Source organism: Synechococcus sp. O70.2 (assembly GCF_047462135.1).
GTDB lineage: Bacteria > Cyanobacteriota > Cyanobacteriia > Thermostichales > Thermostichaceae > Thermostichus.
The window spans coordinates 43,712-62,548 of sequence record NZ_JANSIS010000001.1 but is presented as its reverse complement, the minus strand read 5'-3'; the positions used below and the strand labels follow the sequence as shown (position 1 = coordinate 62,548).

Here is an 18,837-nt window from a genome sequence, read left to right as displayed (position 1 = left end):
CAACGGATCCCGAAGCTAATGCAGCCAGTAACTCAGGACTGTCGAGAGTTAACTCATGAGGGGTGTGGGGAGCTATTGGTCCTGCGCTGTGCCTGTAGTATCAGTGTTGGGAGGATGTCACGAAACTTGGCAGTTCGGCATAACCCTATTTTGCGGATTGGGAATTTTACGGATTGGGAGGAAGACCAAAAGCAACATTATCATCCATAATGTAGGGCGTTAGCATGAAGACCACCTCATTGCGCTCGTTATTCACACTCTGAGAGCGGAACAAAGCACCCAAAAGAGGCAAGTCGCCTAGGAAAGGCACTTTTTGAACCTCAACGGTGTCCCTGTCTTGAATGAGGCCAGCAATAATAAAGGTTTGCCCATCTCTTAACCTGAGTTGAGATGCTTCCAGCCGCCTTCTGTCGATGTTAAAAAGTTGAATGCCTGCGAAGTCTCCACCTTCCAATACTTGAATGGGTACAGGAATAGAAATTTCCGGCTGAATGGTCAGGGTGACAAACCCATTATCATCTATCCTAACTTCTGAGACGTTAAGGATAACCCCGGCATCCTCCCGCTGTAAACGCTGAGTAACAACTGGAGGCTGGTTTTCTCCCTGGGGTATGGTGATGGTTTCAACGTTAACAGGCACGCTGGTTGCAATGCTAATTCTGCCGGATCCGCCTTCTGCCACCACAATTTTGGGGTCAGTTAGAATTTTTCCAGTTCCGTTTCGTAATGCAGACTCTACCCTCAGGGCTAGAGACCGCTGCAGCCGGTTAAGGGTGTTAAATATCCCGGTAATCGATCCCGATGGGCCTACAGGCCCAATAGAGCTTACCGAGGATCCTTCAGGTTGGTTGAGTGGTTGACCGCCAAAGTTGGCCTCCCCCAGAGTTCCAACAGCAAAGTTTCCGGAAGCCCCCCCTAGGCTGATTGACAGGCTTTCGTTGTTATCTAGCCGAATATCAACGGCTCTCAAAGAAATCAAAACCTGTCGCCGACGCACATCCAACTGGGCAATCTGAGCAGCTATGATATCCTGCTGCTGTGGCGTGCCAACCACAGTAATAGAGTTGGTGCGTTGGTCCTCAAAAAATTGAGCACCTGGAGCAACGGCGTCTAGAACTCCTTTAAGTTGATCCACCAACTCCTTGGTAGCGACTGCCTGATTCAAGCGGTAGTTCCGCACCAGAACCCCTGCCACTCCTGGCAACGTTTTTCCAATGAATACAGTCTGACCCCGGCGCTGAGCCTGCAACTGTTTCAGCCGCAAGATATAGTTGAATGTCTCCTGCAAGGGCGAGTCTTGCACGTCCAGAGAGATGGTTAAATCGGGCGGGACATCGTTGAGCACTACATTCAGTCCTGCTCGCCGCGCCAGCAGGCTCAACACATCGCCTACGGGAGCATCCTTTAGGGTCAAGCTAATCTTGGCTGTGGATCCAAGGTCAATCGGAGGAGGATCAGGCAAGATGGTGCCGATGGCAATATCTCCAGCAGGAGGGGCCACAGCTCTCCCCTGGAAGGGGGATCCAGTGGGCAAGCTTCCTGGCGGCAATCGCGGTTGGTTAAGCTGGCCCACGGAGGGCACCTGAGAAATGACCGGCCTAGGAGAAGCTGGCTGAGGAGTAGGAGCTGTCTGAGCTGGCGGGGAAGAGGGGGAGTTTTGGGCAAGAGGCTGAGGAGTAGCAGCTGCCACGCGGGGAGAAGGAGAGTTTTGAGCAGCCGGAGAAGAGGCAGGGGTTGCCGGTGGGGCACCAGGCTGAGCTCGAGTTGGCGAGGCTGGTTGATTGGGCACTACTTCTTGGCTGGGCGCTGCAGCTACAGGAGCTGGCAGGGCAGAGGGCAAGCCCTCAAACTCGAAGACCAACTGCGTTGGGCTACGCTGGGCCAGCAAGCCTTGGGGAGCTGCCGCAACGCCGGCAATTTCTACCCGCACGCTGTCACTACCTATTTGCTTGGCTTCGATGAAGCGCACTCCCGGCAGGGGAGAATCCTGACGATAGCGGCCTTGACCTCTATCCAGTTGGGCATTGGCGATATCCCCAATCCAAGACCGGCCCTGTTGGGTAAAGAACACCTGAGGACGGGCGCCCCCCGTGGTTTGGATCTCCAGTCTCATGCGGTTGCCGTGGGGCACTAGCCGAATATCGGTGATACGGCTGAGGCTTTGCGGATGGGTGGAGGTCAATTGTTGGGCAGCAGCCTCATCAGGCCGGCTTTCTACGGCCAACAGGGGCAGAGAAAGGATCAAGCTCAATGCCCATCCCCAAGCAACTCGACGGCTCATTATCCTCACACCTCACGCCCTTGTCCAAGCGTGTTCCTGCTTGACCTTCAGCACAGGTCTAGGCCGTGCTTCCCTAATCAAAGCCGAAATTTTAGCTTTTGCCACTACCTGTAGAGGCTTTTTTCTCCAATCTTCCCTACAGTCACACTAGATAGATGTCCCTCACCTCTGGGTTGCCCCTTGCGACAGAGCCCGCTGTCAGCCACCAGAGCCTAAGCAGGGTTCAGGCTGACCTATTGACCGGGTGCTGGCTGCTCTGGTTCAGATTGAGTAGGGGCGGGCTGTTCTGGTGCAGGGGAGGGTTGTCCTTCGGGCGCAGGGGCAGTACCCAAGGGAATGTCTTTGTTGTAGTAATAGGCGGTCAAGTCGAAGGCGACGTTCAGCTCCCCCCTCCCTTGAACGGGATTGAGGGAGAGGTTGCCCACGCGGAACAGAGCCCGAAAACGCTCGATGTCTCTCATGAGGTTGATAATGTCGGCGTAGGGACCCTGCACTGTGACGCGCGTGGTCTGCACCTGGATGGCTGGAGCAATGATTGCGGGCACTTCGGGGTTGTCCGAAGAAGCCGGCGTTAAAGGAGAAGGTCTGAAACTGAGCAACTGACTGTTAGGTTGCCCCTGCACCAGGCGGTTGAGATCGATCAGGTGAGTGTCGGCATTTTCAGGAGTAGCAAACAAAGCGCTGAGCTGTTGCTGCTGCCCGCGAGCCCTCTCGATCTGGTTGGGCAGATCCTGCAGGCTGGCAATCTGGCCCTGCACCTCCTGCAACTGGCTGGTTTTTTGGGCCACCTCCCTTTCCAAGGCTTGCACTTCTTCGATCAGAGGACGGAGTTGGGTGAAGGCCAGAAAGCCCGCCATGCCCACACCCAAGATTCCAATCAGAAGTCCAATGCGAATGGGAGTTAGCTCGACACCCAGCAGTACCGGCGGCCCTGCTGGAGGTGCCATCAGTTGTTCATCGTGAAAACTTTCCAGCGAGCCAGTCATCAGTTCGCCTCCGCTTGACGCAAGGTACGGATCTTTTCAACTAGGCCTATTGCTCCCCGCTGTTCCAGCTCACGGGTAAACTCTGGGTCGGGATCCCCGATAGTCCGAACAGTAACTGTTATGCTGTAAGCAACGCTGGCTTCAGTTTCAGGTGTGCCCTCCGCTCGAGAGGCGCTGTTGAGAACGGCGCTGGTTACGAAGTTGGAATCCAGCAAGGTGAGCAAAAAGTCGTTCACCAAGGGAAAATCCAGCGCCTCTCCTTGTATGTTTACGGTGTCCCCAGAAGCGCTGATGTTGGTTATCCACACCCCTTGGCCAGGGATCCGGCGCCGCACTTCCTCCAAAATGGCTGACCAGGGCTGGATGGATCCCAGGAAAGAGCGGAAGCCCTCCGTCTGGGTGCGAATGGTTTGTAATTCTTGGCTGAGGCCCTGGAGTCGGGTTAACTCGGCATTGGCTGTGCTGAGTTCCCCTTCGAGGCGGGTTCGCTCTGCCCTTAGGGCATCTCTTTGGCGCAAGAAGTGGGCCTGGAAGTACAAAAAACCCCCCATGGCCACGGCAGCCGCAGCAAACCCCAGGCCAAGGGCCAGGGCCCAGCTCCCCGCTCCTGCGGCAGTGGGTGGGGCAGCTATTGCCTCTGCCCCTGTCTGGACGGAGGCGGGAACTTCCGGTCTTTCTTTAAGAAAGTTGATCTCTGGGGTGTACATCTGTCGCCTCGCTTAGGTATTGCAGGTCATCCCTTGCCGGCTTCCCGCATGGCCAGACCCAAAGCTACTCCCATCGCCGGGCGCTCCTCTAGAGGCACCTCGATGGAATCCGGCACAAGGATGTTGCCAAAAGGATCCGCCAGCTCTACAGCCATGCCCAACGACTGAGATAGGAAAGCATCCACCTGGCCGATAGTGGCCCCGGAGCCGGCCAGAAAGACCTTCACCACGGGGAAGTTGCTTTCCGTGCTCGTGAAGAAGTCAATGGAGCGCTTCAGCTCATCGGCCAAGTCGGTAACAACACGCGCCACTGCGGCCACGCCTGGGTTGCTGGAAACCGCCTGCCCACCGCCAAGCAAAACCTCGTTGGGGTTGAGCAGGGGTAACCTCAGAGTTCGCAACAGCTCGCCAGTGCGACTGAAGGGCAAACTGAGAGACTGGGTCAGCACCTGCCGCATGTGGACAGTGCCGATGTTAACCGTGCGGGTAAATTGGGGGATGCCGTTGACCAAGATGCTGATCTCGCTGCTGTCGTAGCCGATGGAGCTGAGCAACACTGCCTCTTGAGGGCTGTACTGGAGGAGCTGGTCGCGGATGGTGCGAATGAGGGAGAAGCTGGCCAGCTCCACACAGCGCGCTTTCAAGTTGGCTGCTTGCAGCACCGCCAGGTAGTTGTCCACCACCTCCTTGGGGATTGCCACCAGCAGCACCTCGATGCGCTCAATGCCATCCTGGGAAAGGTCAAGGCCCAGGGGTTGGTAGTCCACATCCGCCTGATCCCGCGGGTAGGGGATGTAGAGTTCCGCCTCCTGCTCCAAAACCACCCGCCGCAGTTCATCGGCAGGCAGATCAGCCGGTAGGCGAAGGAGGCGAACAATGGCCTCCCGCGCCGGCACCGCGGTTGCCACCGGCAAGTTGGTGGGCACCTTGTACTCGCTGAGCAAGTTAGCCAAGCTCAGGCCAACGGTGTTGGGATCGAGGATGCGCCCCTCGGCCATCGCCCCCTCGGGCATTTCCACGGTGTGGTAGTGAGCCAGCCGATAGCGGCCACTACCCTGCTTTTTGAGTTGGGCAACGGCGATGCGCTCGGGGTTAATCTCCACCCCAAGCATGGTTTGGGCTTTGAAACCGCCGAAGAAGCCGAACACGCTGGGAAACCCCACCCTCTGCGCCACTGCTAGACGCATACTACCCAATCTGTTGGGGGGTTACCACCATTTGCCGTTGACTGCCAGCGAAGATTTGTGCTAGCAGGTTCTCCTTATCAACCCCTTCTAAGCAAGCAAGGCCTGCCCGTGACTACACCTGAGGTGGGAAAGGCAGAACTGGCGGCTAGAATCGTAGTCTGTAATTGCCCCTTTTGGGAATGAGAACTTGTGAATTTGACCTAGCCATCCCGGCGCCGGCCCGCCTGTACCGGGGCAGGGGCATCTTGGGGACTGTACCTCTGACGGTTCTGGGATCCCGCGTGCTGGTCATTGGGGGGGAGCGATCCCTGGCCGTGGCAGAGCTGCCCCTGAAGCGCAATTTTGCTCGGGATCCCGCCGTCCAGGTTTACTGGACTACCTACGGGGTTGACTGCAGTGAGTCGGAGCTGGCTCGCCTGCAGGCACTGGCCACAGCAGAATCGGTAACCGGCATTTTGGGGGTAGGAGGCGGCAAGGCGCTGGACACGGCCAAGCTGGTGGCCCATCGTTTGAGGATCCCAGTGGTAACGGTGCCCACCTCTGCCGCCACCTGTGCTGCCTGGAGTGCCCTGTCCAACATCTACTCCGATGCAGGCGCCTTTCAGCGGGATGTGGCCTTGGATCAAGCTCCCGCTGCCCTGATCCTGGACTATGAGCTCATTCTGCAAGCCCCAGCGCGCACGCTAGTGGCCGGGATCGGAGACGCCTTGGCCAAGTGGTACGAGTCTTCTGTAAGCAGTGGCAACTCGGAAGATGCCTTGGTGATTGCTGCTGTGCAACAAGCCCGTGTCCTGCGGGATCTGCTGTTCCAGCAATCCTTGGCGGCCTTGAGGGAGCCGGGCGGAACTGCTTGGAAGCAAGTGGTGGATGCCTGCATTTGCCTAGCGGGGATCGTCGGCGGCTTGGGAGGGGCTAAATGTCGCACCGTGGCCGCCCACGCTGTCCACAATGGCCTTACTCATCTGAGGGGGCACCGGGCCACCCTGCACGGGGAGAAAGTGGCTTTTGGCATCTTGGCCCAGCTCCGCCTGGAGGAGATCTTGCAGGGAAGCCAGTTGGCGCTAGCGGCCCGCACTCAGTTGCTGGAGTTCTACCGCCAGGTGGGACTGCCCCTGAACCTGCGGGATCTGCACCTAGGCCACCTGGGATCCGCCGAGCTGCTGCACGCTGCCCAAGTGGCCTGCCAGCCGGGATCGGATATCCACCACCTGCCCTTCCCTGTTAGCCCCGAAGCCCTGCTGGTGGCCCTCACCACCACTGACGTGACCAGCTCCAGCCCCGTCCTGCCACGGGTGTAAGTCATTGTCCTTGGCAGACTCCCCTACTATGGGCTTGGCGGGCCTCGCTGTATGCCGCGGAGGTGACGCCTGCTAAAATCAGGGTTCCGCCTACCCAAGTCCACCCATCCGGGATCTCGGCAAACACCCAGAACCCGAGCAGGCTAGCCCAGAGGAGGCGGGAGAAATCCAAAGGCAGGAGCATCGTTACGTCGGCTAGCTTGTAGGCTTGGGCAAGGGCCACCTGGCCAAGGCTGCCCAACAGTCCCATCGCCACCATCCACAGCCACTGCTCCGGCGAAGGCCAGGTCCAAACCCAAACGGCAGCCAAGAAGGAAAGGGGAGTCTGCAACAGGCCCATGTAGGCAGTGATCGTGAGGCTGGACTCGGTGCGGGCGAGGATCTTAAGCACGATGATCACCCAGCCAAAAAGAAGCGCCGCCGCTAAGGCTAGCCCTGTGCCCAAAGAGAATTCGCGAAAGCCCGGCCTCAGCATCACCAAAGTCCCGACAACTCCTAAGCCCAAACCCAGCCAGCGCGAGGGGCGCATCTGTTCTCCCAGCACCCAAACCGCCATCATGCCAGCAAACAAAAGCTGGACAAAGCTCAGGGCCGTGGCCTCTGCCAAAGGCAACAGGCTGGCCGCCCAGAAGGAAAGCAGCATTCCCAGGGTGCTAATTGCCGAGCGCAGGAGGTAAAAGCTCATCTTGGCAGTGTGCAGAGAGTGGATCCCTGCTCGCAGAAGCAGCGGTACCAGGGCAAGAAACCCGAAGAGGTTGCGCAGAAACACAATCTCAAAAGGGTGCAGGGCGGGAGTGTTGAGCCGGATGATTACCCCCAAGCAGGCAAAGCAAAAGGTGGCTAGCAGCTTTAGGGCAACTCCTTGCCAAGCCCTCTTGTTTCTTTGCTCAGCAAGGCGGCTCCCTTGATGGCTGTACCTCCTCCTTGGAGTCACAGCTTACACCCAAATGGTTTAGGGACAGAGTTTTCGGCCTCAAACTCTCAGCTCAGCCAGACTTTCGGGGATCCAGCCTGCCCACCTGGGCACTCCCTGCTGTCCACCGGACTGCTCCAAGGGGCAGGGCAAAACGGGACCCCTAGCTTTTCTTGAGAATCTCCTTGAGGTAGCCAATGACCGTTTCCGGCTTGAGGTGAACCATACAGGGGTGGCCTTCCACTAGGCAGGCTTCGTTTTTGAACTTGTTTTCTGCGCAGACCCGACATTTATAGGGAGTCTGGGTAACGTAAACATGGGGCAAGCGAGGTGCCCACAGTCGCACGGGGCTAGCTCCATCGCCGTCGGCATCGTTGCCAAATAGAGCAATGGTGGGACAGCCTACAGCTGCCGCAATGTGCATTGGCCCCGCATCCACGGAGATACAGACCCGCGCCCGCTTCAGGGCCCCCGCCAGCTCGAGGAGGGTGGTTTTGCCCCGCAAGTCAATCATCCCCGTTTCAGCCAGCAGTTGCTCCTCGCCGTCGCCGTGGTAGAGGGATCGCTGCAGCTCGGGGGCGCTGCCCACTAGCCCCACCTGCAAGCCCTGGCCCTGGCACCACTGGATTACCTGGCGCCAGTATTCAAGCGGCCACATCTTGGCGCGGCGGGTGGTGGTGATGTGTACGAGAACCTCCGGCACCGGAAAATCGGGATCCCGGCTGGGGAGCTCTAGGCGGAAGAAATCCGTCTCTACGTAGGCCAGGCGGCAGAAGATCTCGGCAATGTAGTTGCTGGTGAGGATATCTCTGTAGCGCTGCAAAAACTCCAGGCTGTTCCAGTCGTCGTCCTGGAGCATGCGCTGCACCGGGTCGGAGCCGGGATCCAACTTGCGGCGAAAATCCAAGGTCAGGCCAGCCCCGGCAATGTACTGGGGTCGCAGGGCCGTTACCGCTACCAGGTTGAGCTCGCTAAACTCGTCGCAATTGATGGCCAGATCGTAGGGACCAGCTTGGGCCACGCGATCCCGCACAGCGGCCGCTAGGGCCTCGAGGTAATCGGGGCGGCGGCTGTAGAGGGGGAAACTGAAGTCGATGTAGGGGCAGTGGAGCTCAAAGTCGCGGGTAATTTCGCTGCCAAAAAAATCCAGCACACAGCCGGGGTATTTTTCCTTGAGGCCACGCAAGAGGGGGATGGTGACCACAAAGTTGCCCACCTTGCTGGAAGAAAATACCGCTAGATGTGGCCGTTCCCGCAGGGGTTGGTTGGCAAACCGTTGCATAAGGCTATGCCGTCTGGGTCAGTGGTGTAGAGCCCTCTCGCTAGGCTAGCATCCCCAGGTCAGCCTCCCAGCCAGGTTTTGGGGAGGGGCTAGACTTAGGGCAAGCTGGCTTGGCTGCCATCCCAGATGACCACCACGGCAAAGCGATCCAGAAAGCCATCGGCGGCGTTCATCCGGCGCAAGTTGAAGGCATCTTCGGCAGAGATCACCAGGTCATAGCCCAAGGTGCGCAGGGCGCGGATGCGGTGGGGCCGCTCCCCAATGCGGTTGACTAACCAGCGGGCCTGCTCTTCCGAGGTGGCGTAGGCGGCTGTGCCCTCGCTGCCCACAAAGGCGGCGTTGAGATCCTGGCCAAGGTTGATGGGCGGGTAAACAGGGTTGCCATCGGGATCCAAAAGGCGCATCGACTGGCTGGGCAGAAAATCCAGGCCGCGGGCATCGACCAGCAGCCCTGTTACCTGGGACTGGGGCCGCTGGGATCCCGCCTCCAGGCCAGTTCCACCCCCTGACCCTTGGCCTGTGCCCACCCCTGAGCCAGGACTGGAGCCGCGCACTCCGCTCTGGCCGCTGCCAGGCCCGATTACTCCCCCTTGCCCAGACCCCAAGCCACCGCCGCCGGCGCTGGGGCCAAACTGGCGCAACAAGTCCAAATCGAAAATCGGCCCTTCTGATCCTGCGTTCTCGTCAGGAAATAGCTGGTCGGGAGTGACCGAACGCCAGGGCGCTTCTTGTTTCTCAAGGGTTGGGGTAGGGGATCCCCCCTGCAGGCGGTGGAGGGGAGGAAACAGTGTCTGCGCCTCGACCGCTTCCCCCGGCAAGACAAGTCCCCCTGCCAGGAGTCCCAGGGCTGCCGCCTTGATCCGGATCCCTGCGCCTTGAGTTCTCATGCCCACACCTCTTGGCCTGAAAATCCGCAGCCGCTCGTTCCCCCATGCTATCCAGGTAGGGGTGGTTTGGCAGGGGATCGCGCGCAGTCCTCCTTTCTTTCTGATCCCCAGCGATCCCCAAGCTCTTGACCAATAGGAAGAAATACGTGAACATAGGGTCATCATTACTGATCCCCGCTGATCCCAACCTGTAGTCATCAGCGGTTGGAAGACGCAAAGCCGGCTGTCACCCCAGTAGGTCAGGGGTTGCGCTTAGCCGCAAGCTGGGATCAGCCTTATCGGTTAGCCAGTTGAGTGTGCGCACAAGCCCGATTTGTTGAGGAGAGGAGGCCCCGACCATGCCACCAGAGCGGATCCCCTTAGAAGAAATGACCATCCGGCAGTTGCGGGAAGAAGCGGCTCGCTATCAGATCCCCAAGTACAGCCGCATGACCAAAGACCAGCTTATCGAGGCCATTCGGGAGGCCAAAGCTAAGTCTGGGCGCCCTGTCGATACCATGCCAGCGCCCAGCGGGCAAGAATCGGTTACCCAAACGAAGTTTGTGGGTCCAGAGGTTGCCAGCAAGCCGGATCTGGCCGATGTGGATAAAGGGTTAGGGGATCTGCCAGGTGGCTATGGCGAAAGCCGCATTGTTCTGCTGCCGCGGGATCCCCAGTGGGCCTACGCCTATTGGGATGTGCCCAACGAGGCCAAAGAGAGCAAGCGCCGCGAGGGAGGTCAGCAGTTGGCGCTGCGCCTCTATGACGTAACGGATATCGATTTCGACCGCCAGCCGGCCCACAGCATGCAGGAGTACCCCTGCGACGAGTTGGCGCGGGAATGGTACCTGCCGATCCCGGTGAGCGATCGCTCCTACCTGGTGGAGATTGGCTACCGGACGGCGGATGGTCGCTGGCTCGTGTTGGCCCGCTCGGCGGCGGTGATGGTGCCGCCAGTCTTCCCTTCTGACTGGTTTGAAGAGCACTTCCTGACAGTGCCCTTTGACATGCCCCTCCAGGGCCGCACCCTCTACCAGCTCACCGAGCCCTACAAGCGCAGCGCTACCGGCATGGGCGTGGTGGCCTACAAAGGCGACGAGCCGCAGCGGGAGAGGACAGCGGATCCCTTCCTGGACATGGTGGGGGCTTTCGAGGCGATGCGAGTAGCGGGATCCTTGTTTGGCAGCCACCAACTGGTGCCGGAGCAGGCCATCAGCTCGTTCATCGTTCCGTCCGGGGTGGGCATGATGGGCATGGCAGAAGTGCCTGCTGCTCCTTGGATGGCCTCTGGCTCGGGGTTGGGGCTGTTCTCGGGCGCTTCCGAAGTGCTACCGCGGCGCTCCCGTAAGTTCTGGCTGGTGGCCGATGCCGAACTCATCGTCTATGGAGCCACGGAGCCCGATGCCACCGTCACCATCGGGGGGCGCAAGATCCAGCTCAACCCTGATGGCACTTTCCGCTTCCACATGGCTTTCCCCGACGGCAACATCGATTTTCCCATCTTTGCTGTAGCTGCCGACGGCGAGCAAACCCGCGAGATCCACATGACCTTCGATCGCCGCACCCTCTCTCGCCGCACCAACACCAAAGAGGAGGCCCTTGAGGAACTGCTGCCCTAGAGGTTCTGCTCTTGCCCTTCCCCCTGGTTGCCAGGGGGATTTTTTTTGGTCGGTAGCCGAGGACTTGCCGACCCTGGAAGAAGCAGGCTAGAGTAGAAGAACGACGCGGGGTAGAGCAGCCTGGTAGCTCGTCGGGCTCATAACCCGAAGGTCACTGGTTCAAATCCAGTCCCCGCTATAATATCTGCAAATAGGAGGAGAGCTTCTTTACGTTTCTTGGGCCGAAGCCAGGAAGACGGCGCATGGATTCGCGGGAAATCGAGGCGTTGATACAGGCTGCCCTACCCGGCGCCAAAGTGCACGTAGAAGATACAGTGGGCGATGGCAACCATTTTCAGGCTGTTGTTGTAGCTGAGCAGTTCCAGGGCCTGTCCCTCATCCAACAGCACCGGCTGGTGAACGAGGCCTTGAAGCCCTACCTTCAGGATGGCCGTCTCCATGCCCTAGCTCTCCGTACCTTTACTCCTAGCCAGTGGGAGGAGCTTCAGGGAGCGGATCCCGGTTCAGCTCTTCAATCATCCCCATTCCCTCCTTCTTGAGCTACTAGCCAAAGCTGATACGGAGCAGAGAAAAGTCATCTTCAAGAGCTGCCCTGCCGCGGAAAGATTGGATGTGTTGCAGAACGTGATCGACGCCAATGCAGGCATGGGCGCCTAGGAACGACTTCCAGTTCTCTATCCCCCAGATCCCTTCCGAGCTGGACACTTCGTAAACCCCGTCGCTGAACACGTAGAGACAACTGTTCGCCGGGATCCGCACTTCGTCCCTGACAAAGTCCTGCTCGGGCAAAACGCCAATGGGCAAATTGGGTGTCTTCAGCTCTAGGGGGATGGGATCCGATTGAGCAACCAACAGAGCGGGGGGGTGGCCAGCGCTGGCAAAAGAAAGCAAGCGAGATCCCGGCTGGTAAACCCCATACCAGAGGGTGAAGTACATGTCATGGTGGGATCCCATTTGGAAGGACTGGTTGAGGGCGCGCAACACCGCATCTGGCTGCCGCAGGTCGGTGTCGGGCAGGCTCTGGGAGCGCAGCTGGTTCACCACCGACACGGACAAGAGGGCGGATCCCACCCCGTGCCCTGAGACATCCAGAAGGTAAATGGCTAGGTGATCCTCGTCCAGCCACTGGTAGTTAAACGAATCGCCCCCCAGCTCCTGGGAGGGCAAAAAGCACCACTCAATCGCTATCTGGTGAAGGGGGAAGTGAGCCGGTTTGGGCAAAAGCGAGCGCACATAGCTAGCTGCTTCGGCCAACTCCGCCCGCAGTCGAGCAGTTTGCTGCTGCAGGTCATGGCTGAGCTGGTGCAAGCGTAGCCCAGCCCGCACCCGCGCTCGCAATTCATTGGGATCGATGGGCTTGCTGAGGAACTCGTCTGCCCCAGCATCTAGGCCCTGAATGCGGTCTTCGACTTCGGTGCGGGCGGTAAGCAAAATGAAGAAGGTGGTGGAAAACTTGGGATCAGCCTTGATGCGCCGGCAGACTTCCAGCCCATCCATATCAGGCATCATCCAGTCGCAGATAATCAGCCCTGGGACTAGGAGATGGGCCTTCTCCAGCCCTTCCGAACCATTGCTGGCTATCTCGACGGTGTAGCCTTGCTGCTCCAGGGATCGCTTCAACAGCAAGCAAATGGTGGGATCGTCGTCAACAATCAGAATAGTCGTCATCCCTGCCCTCCTATCCCCGAAGCTGAAACCGCGTTCAGGCGCTCTGCCAGAACGCCCCTCTCCTCACTCGCTTTATCCGGTCGCTAACCCGCAAGGAGGGAGTTGCCGCCAGTTAGCCCGCTAGCAGTAGTAGAGGTTGCTTCCGCAATCTCCTTTATCTCTCTCTGACGCTCCCAAACCGTAATTGCCCGCTACCCAGAAACTAACTTTCTCAGGATACTGAAGAATGGGGGTAAAGACCTTCCAGGATGCCCTTTCCCTTTGCCGCCAGGGAGAGTCGCCAAGTCCCTTGGGAGATGCAGATCACACCTACCTGGGAATACTTTCTTCTATAGTCTACCTGCAGATTCGAGAGCGTCTAACAGTCCCTTCTCCCTCGCGTTGGGGTGGTGTCCCATGAGTGCATCTCCACGATGGCCATCTGCTTCTCCACTTGAGGATGGACGCACCGCCCCGCCGCCCATGCCAACTGGAGCCCTCGAGGGGGAGATTCGTCTGGAAGACCTGGACGAGAAGCAATGGCTGGCCAGCTTATCGTCGGTGGTGCTTAACCCTGCAGCTTGGAGCTGCTTCAGCCTTAGCGAAACCAGCCGCCTGCTGCGACCTTTGCAAATTTCCCCTGATCTAACAGGAACTCTCATCCTCTCTCCCAACGCCACCGCCGAGATTGTGTACAAGTTTCTTACGCGCGACGGTCGGATTGGAACCATGAAGGGGCTGATCTCGATCGAGTCCTTTCGCAGCGAGCGGCTGTACTCCGTTTACGAGCAACTGCGTATTGAAAAAGTCATACCGGTTTTTAGCGAGTCGGTCGTCGTGCAAATCGTGGATCAGCTAAGGCCGATTTTTGCCCGCGACTTGGACGAACTGCTCTGGCAAGAAAGCCTTTACTTCACCCCCCAAGATCTGCGCCAGCCGGAGTTTTTGCTGCGCGGCCTGCGGCCGGAGGCGATCCCACGCCGCTTTCGGCCCCACCTGCAAAGGGTGTACTCCCACATCATGGGGGTGTGTCGCAGCCTGCCCAACATCGCTTTTCAACTGTGTCTGCGGGCCTACTTGGAGTACAACGACGTCAAAAACCACCATCTCCTCGCCCTGCTGCTTAGCAAGTATTTCTATACGCTCTACCGCATCGGTGGGCTGGACGGCTGGGAAAGTCGGGATCCGGTGGAGGTGGGATCCCTGTGCTCTTCCAATCGACGAGCTCGGCTGCGGGCTCTTTCTCACTTGCTGACTCTGGACAACGACAGCGACGAACCGCTGGCAAGCCTCGGGAGTCCAGGGCCGGGCGGCAGTTATTTCAGCGGAGAGTGGGAGCCTGCTGCTAGCGAGGTGCCGAGTACGGAAGAAATCGAAAAGCTACGGCAAGATGTAGAGGCAGCGCGCAGCCAGGCCGCCGCGGCCCAGCAGTTGGTAGCTCAATATCAGGAAGAGAAAAAACAAGAGCTGCTCAACCGCCTCCAGGATCCGAAGAAGTTTCTCCTTTTCAGCCTCCATCAATTTTTCGACACCCTCTTGGTCTCCCTACCCGTAGAGGTGAAAAGCGAGTACGGGTCAGCTTGGGTACCGCGCACCTCCTACTTGGACGAGAAAGACCGGGACAACCTGACCGAGCATTTGCACTGGATCACCAGCGAGGCCTATTTGCTGAGCATCCCCTTTGCCGAGTCAACCATCATCGGCTACTGGCGGGTTTTGGCCGATTCGTTCTACAGCCAATGGATTTTGAACCAGTACAAGCAGTTGCAAAGCTACGGAGTGGATCTGGAGCAGCAGGGCATCCAAATCCTGGAGCGAGAACAATTTTTGCATGAAGTGCAACTGCGCTTTGCTGCCCGCCACCGCGAGATCGTGACTCAAAATGTGGAGAAGATCAGCCAAATTCTGGTGGATAGCCTGGCCAAGCGGGTGGCCCTTAACACCAGCCAGCAAAGCTTTCAGGCGATGCGAGCCAAATTGACCACCGTTTTGGATATGGAGATCTCCCGCAAAGATATGGGGGAAGTGCGGCGGCTGATCGACTACTTTACCGATGTGTTTTTGGGCAAGCAGGAGGAGTTGCGCTCGCCCTATCCGGTGGGCACGATTTTACAGGTCAAAGCGGCCATTGAAGCTCGCCCCCCCGACAGTCGCAGCCGCATTGGCCTGGAAATCTTAAACCAGATCTACCGCGAGTACGTCCCTGTCCTGCAGTAGGCGAGGGATCCCACAGGCAGGCAACTGGCCTCAGAATAGGGCTACGTCTCGGGTTAGGCGATCGAGAGTCCCTATGCGCTACCGCCAGCTTGGCCACAGCCCTCTCCAGGTTTCAGAGATCTGCCTGGGCACCATGACGTTTGGTGAGCAGAATACCCAGGCCGAGGCTTGGGAGCAGCTCGACTACGCAGTGGAGCACGGGATCAACTTCATCGATACGGCGGAGATGTACCCGGTGCCGGCGCGGGCGGAGACCCAGGGAGCTACAGAACGCTACATCGGCGAGTGGCTGCGGCACCAACCCCGGGATCGCCTCATCATAGCCACCAAGATCACCGGCCCCGGTCGGCCCTGGCACTGGATCCGCGGCGGGTCTTTGTCGATCACCCGCGACAACCTCAAACAGGCAGTGGCCGGTAGCCTCAAACGCCTAAAAACCGACTACATCGACCTCTACCAAATCCACTGGCCGGATCGCTATGTGCCGCTGTTTGGGGGCGTGGCCTACGACCCTTCTCAAGAGCGGCCCACAGTTCCCATTGCTGAGCAACTGCAGGGGCTGGCGGAACTGGTGCAGGAGGGCCTAGTGCGCTACATCGGCCTGAGCAATGAAACCCCCTGGGGACTCTGCGAGTTCTGCCACGTGGCCGAGCAATTGGGCTTGCCCAAGGTGGTCTCGATTCAGAATGCCTACAGCCTCCTCAACCGCACGTTTGAAATGGGCTTGGCGGAAGTCTGCCGCCACGAGCAGGTGAGCTTGCTAGCCTACAGTCCCTTAGCTTTTGGAGTGCTGACGGGCAAGTACCTAGGGGGCGCCAAGCCGCCGGGATCCCGCTTGGTTTTGTTTGAGAGCTTTGGCCAGCGCTACCGCAAGCCCAATGTGGAAGAGGCCGTAACCGCCTATGTCCAGATTGCCCGCCGGCACGGCCTGACCCCTGCCCAGTTGGCTTTGGCCTTTGTGCGCAGCCGTTGGTTTGTCACTAGCACCATCATCGGGGCCACCAATCTCGCCCAGCTCAAGGAAAACCTCAGTTGCCTGGAGGTGGAGCTATCGCCTGAGATCCTGGTGGAGATCGAGGCAGTGCATCAGCGCTACCCCAATCCTGCCCCCTAAAACGGCTGGCAAAACCGGCAGCCGGATAGAACTTTTTGGAAGGTTTCCCTGTCTGAGTGCGCAGTTTGGCTCGTCTTCTTCAACTCTTCTGATATCAGCACCTAATGGGGTGCTTAGTGCATTGCCGGGCTCAATGGACGGCAGATTATCGGCGGCTTCCCGGACGGCACCTTTCGCCCCAACGATGTCCCCAGCCGCGCCCAGGCCATCACTGTCTTGACCTGCGCTGCCACTAACGGCAAGCTCCTTGAGGATCCCGGCCAAATTGACGCTATCTTGGCCGGCTTCGAAGACGTCAACCTGGTTCCCAACTTCGCCCCTGCCCCCATCGCAACAGCGGTTCAGGAAAACTAGCGGACGTGCCCGGCCAATAGGCCTTAATAGTGCTTCTTGGCCCTTGCCACCCCTACATCTAGGGGGGTGAGGCCAGTCAGGATGCTAAGCTACTGCCAGGTGTGACTGGATGGGATCCATGAGCTCAGCGTTGCGGCCATTTTCGCTGTCGTGGCAAAGGGTTGGCTTGGGGTGGCTGGTGGGCGGAGTGCTGGGGGCTGCTGCGGCTACTGCAGTTGCTGCCCAGCAGTTTGAGTTTACTCCCCAAGCTCCTCAGCCCAGTCCCGTCCCCACCCTCCCTCTGCTCAGCGACCCGCCCGGTTCCACGGCTCCGCAAGCCCTGCCGCCGGTGCCTCAGGTGCCGCAAATGCCGCTGGATTCCACGACCCCGGTTTTGGATCCAATCCCGGTGGTGCCCGCTCAAACAGCCCCAGGTGAGCAAGCTTCTCCAGGCGAAGCTTATTCCTACCAGCGGCGGCCCGACCTTAGCCCAGGGGGAAACCGGGCCGGAGCCACGCGGGGCGAGCTGCCAGCCGGTACCCGCCTTCTCCTCACAGTCTACCGCCCCATTACCTTCCAGCCCTACCAGGCCATCAGTGCCCATCTGGAGGTTGCTGAGCCGGTGGTGGATCGCTTTGGCCAGGTGGTGATCCCGCCAGGGAGTGTGGTGTGGGGCACCTTCGAGCCGGTCTACCAAGAACTGAAGCTTTCTAGCCGGGAGGTGGAGGGCGCCAGTTCCCAAGAGCGGGTTGTCGGCAGCCGCTTTGTGGCTCATCGCCTCACCATTGGCTTTTCCACTTATCTCGTCAGAGGTCAGTCTTCTCTGCTGCCGGTTGGGCTGGATCGCAACACCGATATGGGCACCACCGTCGCGCGGGGAGCGGGCTACGGGGCAGCGGGCGGGTTGGCCTTAGGGGTGCTTACCGGGGGATGGGGTTTCTTGCCCATCTTGGCCGGCAGTCTCGTGGGCGCAGCTGCCAGCGCTACCAACATTGACCGGGTGGTGACGCTGCAGCCCAATACCCTGGTGGAGCTGGAACTCACGGACAGCCTGATCATCCAATAGCGTGGGCAGTGTTACCCCGGCTTGCTAAGGCCGGAGCAGTCAGCGGCAGGTCGGTAGAGTAGAGAAGAGCCCCTAGTTTGCCCCATGGCCGTCTGGACCTACGTTGTGCCCCCCTTGGCCGGGCTGGTGATCGGCTACTTCACCAACGACATCGCCATCAAGATGCTCTTCCGGCCCTATCGCCCCTACCGGGTCTTCGGCTGGCGCATTCCCTTTACCCCCGGCCTGATCCCGCAGAATCAGCCCCGCCTGGCCAAGCAGATTGCCAAGACCATTATGGGATCCCTGCTTACGCCGGAGGAGCTGCACAACTTGGCTCGCAAGCTGCTGCAAACCGAGCGCATGCAAGCAGGGATCCGCTGGCTGCTAGGGGTGGCTTTGGATCGGCTGCAGGATCCCCAGCACCAACAGCAAACGGCGCAAGTGCTAGCTCGCATCCTGGCGGATCTGTTTAACGAGTCGCTGCCTCGCCTGGTGAAGGTGCTTGCCCGTCAGGAAACCTTTTTGGAGGGGCCAATTAACCAACTGTTTGACCAGGTGCTGCTGGAACTGCGCCTCAATGCGGAGCAGGCCCGGCAGCTTTCGGAGTGGATCCTGAACCAGGCGCTGCCCCCAAAGGTGCTGCGGCAGAACCTAGTGGACTTTCTTACCGATCGCAACATCGAAGCCTTGGATGAAGAGTTTCGCGAGCGGGCCACCGGCTCCTACTGGGTGGTAGCCAACTTGTTTGGCCTCAAAAACGCCCTGCTGCGTCTGCGCGCCTATTGCCTGGAAGATCCGGAAGGTGCAGAAGCCCTCTTGGCGGATCTGCTCAAAGACCTCAACGCTTCGCGCCGCCTGACAGAGCTCTTGCAGAACCTCTCGCTGCAAAACCTGCCCCTTTCTGCTGTGCGCCAGTTGCGCCGCACCCTGCGCGACGGGATCCAAGACTACCTGCGCTCCCAGGGAGCCGATGCCATTCGCAGCTTGGGAGAGAGTATTGACTGGGAAAAGGTAGCCAGCTTGGTGTTGGGGCGGCTGCGCAGCTCCAAGGCTGTGATGGCCTCCATTGACCAGATCAGTGCTGATCTCGCCTTGATCCTGGAGCGCCACTTGGAGCGCGACTTAGAATCTCTCATGATGCAGGTGATCCCCGTGTTGAACTTGGATCAGGTGATTGCTGACAAAGTTAACGCCACTTCCCCTGCTGAGCTGGAGCAGGCCGTTCAGCAAATTGTGCGTCAGGAACTGCAGGCCATCGTCAACTTAGGAGGGCTGCTGGGATTTCTGGTTGGCTGCGTACAAGTGCTGTTTTTGCTGAGGTGAGCTGTTGGCTGCCGTT

The 18,837-nt window shown here is 59.1% G+C and carries 17 protein-coding genes, 1 tRNA gene and 1 pseudogene; 11 read left to right on the top strand and 8 right to left on the bottom strand.

The window, feature by feature from the left end:
• Positions 1-166: 166 nt before the first annotated feature.
• From NW812_RS00280 to pilM, 4 genes are all read right to left on the bottom strand, one after another.
• On the bottom strand, positions 167-2,281 hold the full coding sequence (locus tag NW812_RS00280; RefSeq protein WP_414393033.1) for an AMIN domain-containing protein: 2,115 nt from the start codon (positions 2,279-2,281) through the stop codon (positions 167-169).
• Positions 2,282-2,514: 233 nt separating this feature from the next.
• Entirely contained in the window at positions 2,515-3,267 is a 753-nt protein-coding gene (locus NW812_RS00275) for a type 4a pilus biogenesis protein PilO (RefSeq protein WP_414393031.1), read from the bottom strand.
• On the bottom strand, positions 3,267-3,974 hold the full coding sequence (locus tag NW812_RS00270) for a PilN domain-containing protein (protein WP_414393029.1): 708 nt from the start codon (positions 3,972-3,974) through the stop codon (positions 3,267-3,269). The genes NW812_RS00275 and NW812_RS00270 overlap by 1 nt, the downstream gene beginning before the upstream one ends.
• 26 nt (positions 3,975-4,000) lie before the next feature.
• Entirely contained in the window at positions 4,001-5,161 is a 1,161-nt protein-coding gene (gene pilM / locus NW812_RS00265) for a type IV pilus biogenesis protein PilM (protein ID WP_414393027.1), read from the bottom strand.
• A 179-nt stretch (positions 5,162-5,340) separates the two neighbouring features.
• On the opposite strand from pilM, the gene NW812_RS00260 reads away from it, so the two are divergent.
• On the top strand, positions 5,341-6,459 hold the full coding sequence (locus tag NW812_RS00260; RefSeq protein ID WP_414393025.1) for an iron-containing alcohol dehydrogenase family protein: 1,119 nt from the start codon (positions 5,341-5,343) through the stop codon (positions 6,457-6,459).
• Position 6,460: 1 nt separating this feature from the next.
• On the opposite strand, the gene NW812_RS00255 is transcribed toward NW812_RS00260, so the two are convergent.
• The 3 genes from NW812_RS00255 to NW812_RS00245 all read right to left on the bottom strand — a co-directional run bounded on the left by NW812_RS00255 (position 6,461) and on the right by NW812_RS00245 (position 9,541).
• Entirely contained in the window at positions 6,461-7,393 is a 933-nt protein-coding gene (locus tag NW812_RS00255) for a DMT family transporter (RefSeq protein ID WP_414393024.1), read from the bottom strand.
• A 142-nt stretch (positions 7,394-7,535) separates the two neighbouring features.
• A complete protein-coding gene (locus tag NW812_RS00250) occupies positions 7,536-8,654 on the bottom strand; it encodes a glycosyltransferase family 9 protein (protein WP_414393022.1) in 1,119 nt (372 codons plus the stop codon).
• A 95-nt stretch (positions 8,655-8,749) separates the two neighbouring features.
• Positions 8,750-9,541: a hypothetical protein gene (locus tag NW812_RS00245; RefSeq protein ID WP_414393020.1), complete on the bottom strand. Its 792-nt coding sequence runs from the start codon at positions 9,539-9,541 to the stop codon at positions 8,750-8,752.
• Between NW812_RS00245 and NW812_RS00240 the strand changes: the two genes are divergently transcribed.
• From NW812_RS00240 to NW812_RS00225, 4 genes are all read left to right on the top strand, one after another.
• A complete protein-coding gene (locus NW812_RS00240) occupies positions 9,540-9,677 on the top strand; it encodes a hypothetical protein (RefSeq protein ID WP_414393018.1) in 138 nt (45 codons plus the stop codon). The two genes, NW812_RS00245 and NW812_RS00240, sit on opposite strands and share 2 nt — an antisense overlap.
• A gap of 202 nt (positions 9,678-9,879) precedes the next feature.
• Complete coding sequence (locus tag NW812_RS00235) at positions 9,880-11,139, top strand: DUF4912 domain-containing protein (protein ID WP_414393016.1); 1,260 nt, start codon at positions 9,880-9,882, stop codon at positions 11,137-11,139.
• A gap of 104 nt (positions 11,140-11,243) precedes the next feature.
• Positions 11,244-11,317 (top strand) — tRNA-Met (locus tag NW812_RS00230).
• A gap of 64 nt (positions 11,318-11,381) precedes the next feature.
• The gene (locus NW812_RS00225; RefSeq protein WP_414393014.1) at positions 11,382-11,678 is read left to right on the top strand and encodes a BolA family protein; all 297 of its coding nucleotides are present in this window, start codon (positions 11,382-11,384) and stop codon (positions 11,676-11,678) included.
• A 4-nt stretch (positions 11,679-11,682) separates the two neighbouring features.
• Here NW812_RS00225 and NW812_RS00220 read toward each other — a convergent pair whose 3' ends face one another.
• Positions 11,683-12,807 carry a PP2C family protein-serine/threonine phosphatase gene (locus NW812_RS00220; RefSeq protein WP_414393012.1) on the bottom strand — a complete coding sequence of 375 codons (1,125 nt, stop codon included), beginning with the start codon at positions 12,805-12,807 and terminating at the stop codon, positions 11,683-11,685.
• 462 nt (positions 12,808-13,269) lie between these two features.
• Between NW812_RS00220 and NW812_RS00215 the strand changes: the two genes are divergently transcribed.
• From NW812_RS00215 to NW812_RS00190, 6 genes and pseudogenes are all read left to right on the top strand, one after another.
• Positions 13,270-15,003, top strand: coding sequence for a hypothetical protein (locus NW812_RS00215; RefSeq protein WP_414393010.1), 1,734 nt, complete (start codon positions 13,270-13,272; stop codon positions 15,001-15,003).
• Positions 15,004-15,076: 73 nt separating this feature from the next.
• Entirely contained in the window at positions 15,077-16,117 is a 1,041-nt protein-coding gene (locus NW812_RS00210; RefSeq protein ID WP_414393008.1) for an NADP(H)-dependent aldo-keto reductase, read from the top strand.
• Positions 16,118-16,237: 120 nt separating this feature from the next.
• Positions 16,238-16,315: pseudogene (locus tag NW812_RS00205) on the top strand (S-layer homology domain-containing protein); the annotation flags it as partial.
• A gap of 18 nt (positions 16,316-16,333) precedes the next feature.
• Positions 16,334-16,471: a hypothetical protein gene (locus NW812_RS00200; protein WP_414393006.1), complete on the top strand. Its 138-nt coding sequence runs from the start codon at positions 16,334-16,336 to the stop codon at positions 16,469-16,471.
• 118 nt (positions 16,472-16,589) lie between these two features.
• Positions 16,590-17,516 carry a hypothetical protein gene (locus NW812_RS00195; RefSeq protein WP_414393004.1) on the top strand — a complete coding sequence of 309 codons (927 nt, stop codon included), beginning with the start codon at positions 16,590-16,592 and terminating at the stop codon, positions 17,514-17,516.
• A gap of 84 nt (positions 17,517-17,600) precedes the next feature.
• Complete coding sequence (locus tag NW812_RS00190) at positions 17,601-18,821, top strand: DUF445 domain-containing protein (protein ID WP_414393002.1); 1,221 nt, start codon at positions 17,601-17,603, stop codon at positions 18,819-18,821.
• Positions 18,822-18,837: the final 16 nt, after the last annotated feature.

What these genes read in the sequence shown, in the direction of transcription:
- NW812_RS00280 (WP_414393033.1), bottom strand. Translation starts at nt 2,281, where the DNA reads ATGAGCCGTCGAGTTGCTTGGGGATGGGCATTGAGCTTGATCCTTTCT.
- NW812_RS00275 (WP_414393031.1), bottom strand. Translation starts at nt 3,267, where the DNA reads ATGACTGGCTCGCTGGAAAGTTTTCACGATGAACAACTGATGGCACCT.
- NW812_RS00270 (WP_414393029.1), bottom strand. Translation starts at nt 3,974, where the DNA reads ATGTACACCCCAGAGATCAACTTTCTTAAAGAAAGACCGGAAGTTCCC.
- pilM (WP_414393027.1), bottom strand. Translation starts at nt 5,161, where the DNA reads ATGCGTCTAGCAGTGGCGCAGAGGGTGGGGTTTCCCAGCGTGTTCGGC.
- NW812_RS00260 (WP_414393025.1), top strand. Translation starts at nt 5,341, where the DNA reads ATGAGAACTTGTGAATTTGACCTAGCCATCCCGGCGCCGGCCCGCCTG.
- NW812_RS00250 (WP_414393022.1), bottom strand. Translation starts at nt 8,654, where the DNA reads ATGCAACGGTTTGCCAACCAACCCCTGCGGGAACGGCCACATCTAGCG.
- NW812_RS00240 (WP_414393018.1), top strand. Translation starts at nt 9,540, where the DNA reads ATGCCCACACCTCTTGGCCTGAAAATCCGCAGCCGCTCGTTCCCCCAT.
- NW812_RS00245 (WP_414393020.1), bottom strand. Translation starts at nt 9,541, where the DNA reads ATGAGAACTCAAGGCGCAGGGATCCGGATCAAGGCGGCAGCCCTGGGA.
- NW812_RS00235 (WP_414393016.1), top strand. Translation starts at nt 9,880, where the DNA reads ATGCCACCAGAGCGGATCCCCTTAGAAGAAATGACCATCCGGCAGTTG.
- NW812_RS00225 (WP_414393014.1), top strand. Translation starts at nt 11,382, where the DNA reads ATGGATTCGCGGGAAATCGAGGCGTTGATACAGGCTGCCCTACCCGGC.
- NW812_RS00220 (WP_414393012.1), bottom strand. Translation starts at nt 12,807, where the DNA reads ATGACGACTATTCTGATTGTTGACGACGATCCCACCATTTGCTTGCTG.
- NW812_RS00215 (WP_414393010.1), top strand. Translation starts at nt 13,270, where the DNA reads ATGCCAACTGGAGCCCTCGAGGGGGAGATTCGTCTGGAAGACCTGGAC.
- NW812_RS00210 (WP_414393008.1), top strand. Translation starts at nt 15,077, where the DNA reads ATGCGCTACCGCCAGCTTGGCCACAGCCCTCTCCAGGTTTCAGAGATC.
- NW812_RS00195 (WP_414393004.1), top strand. Translation starts at nt 16,590, where the DNA reads ATGAGCTCAGCGTTGCGGCCATTTTCGCTGTCGTGGCAAAGGGTTGGC.
- NW812_RS00190 (WP_414393002.1), top strand. Translation starts at nt 17,601, where the DNA reads ATGGCCGTCTGGACCTACGTTGTGCCCCCCTTGGCCGGGCTGGTGATC.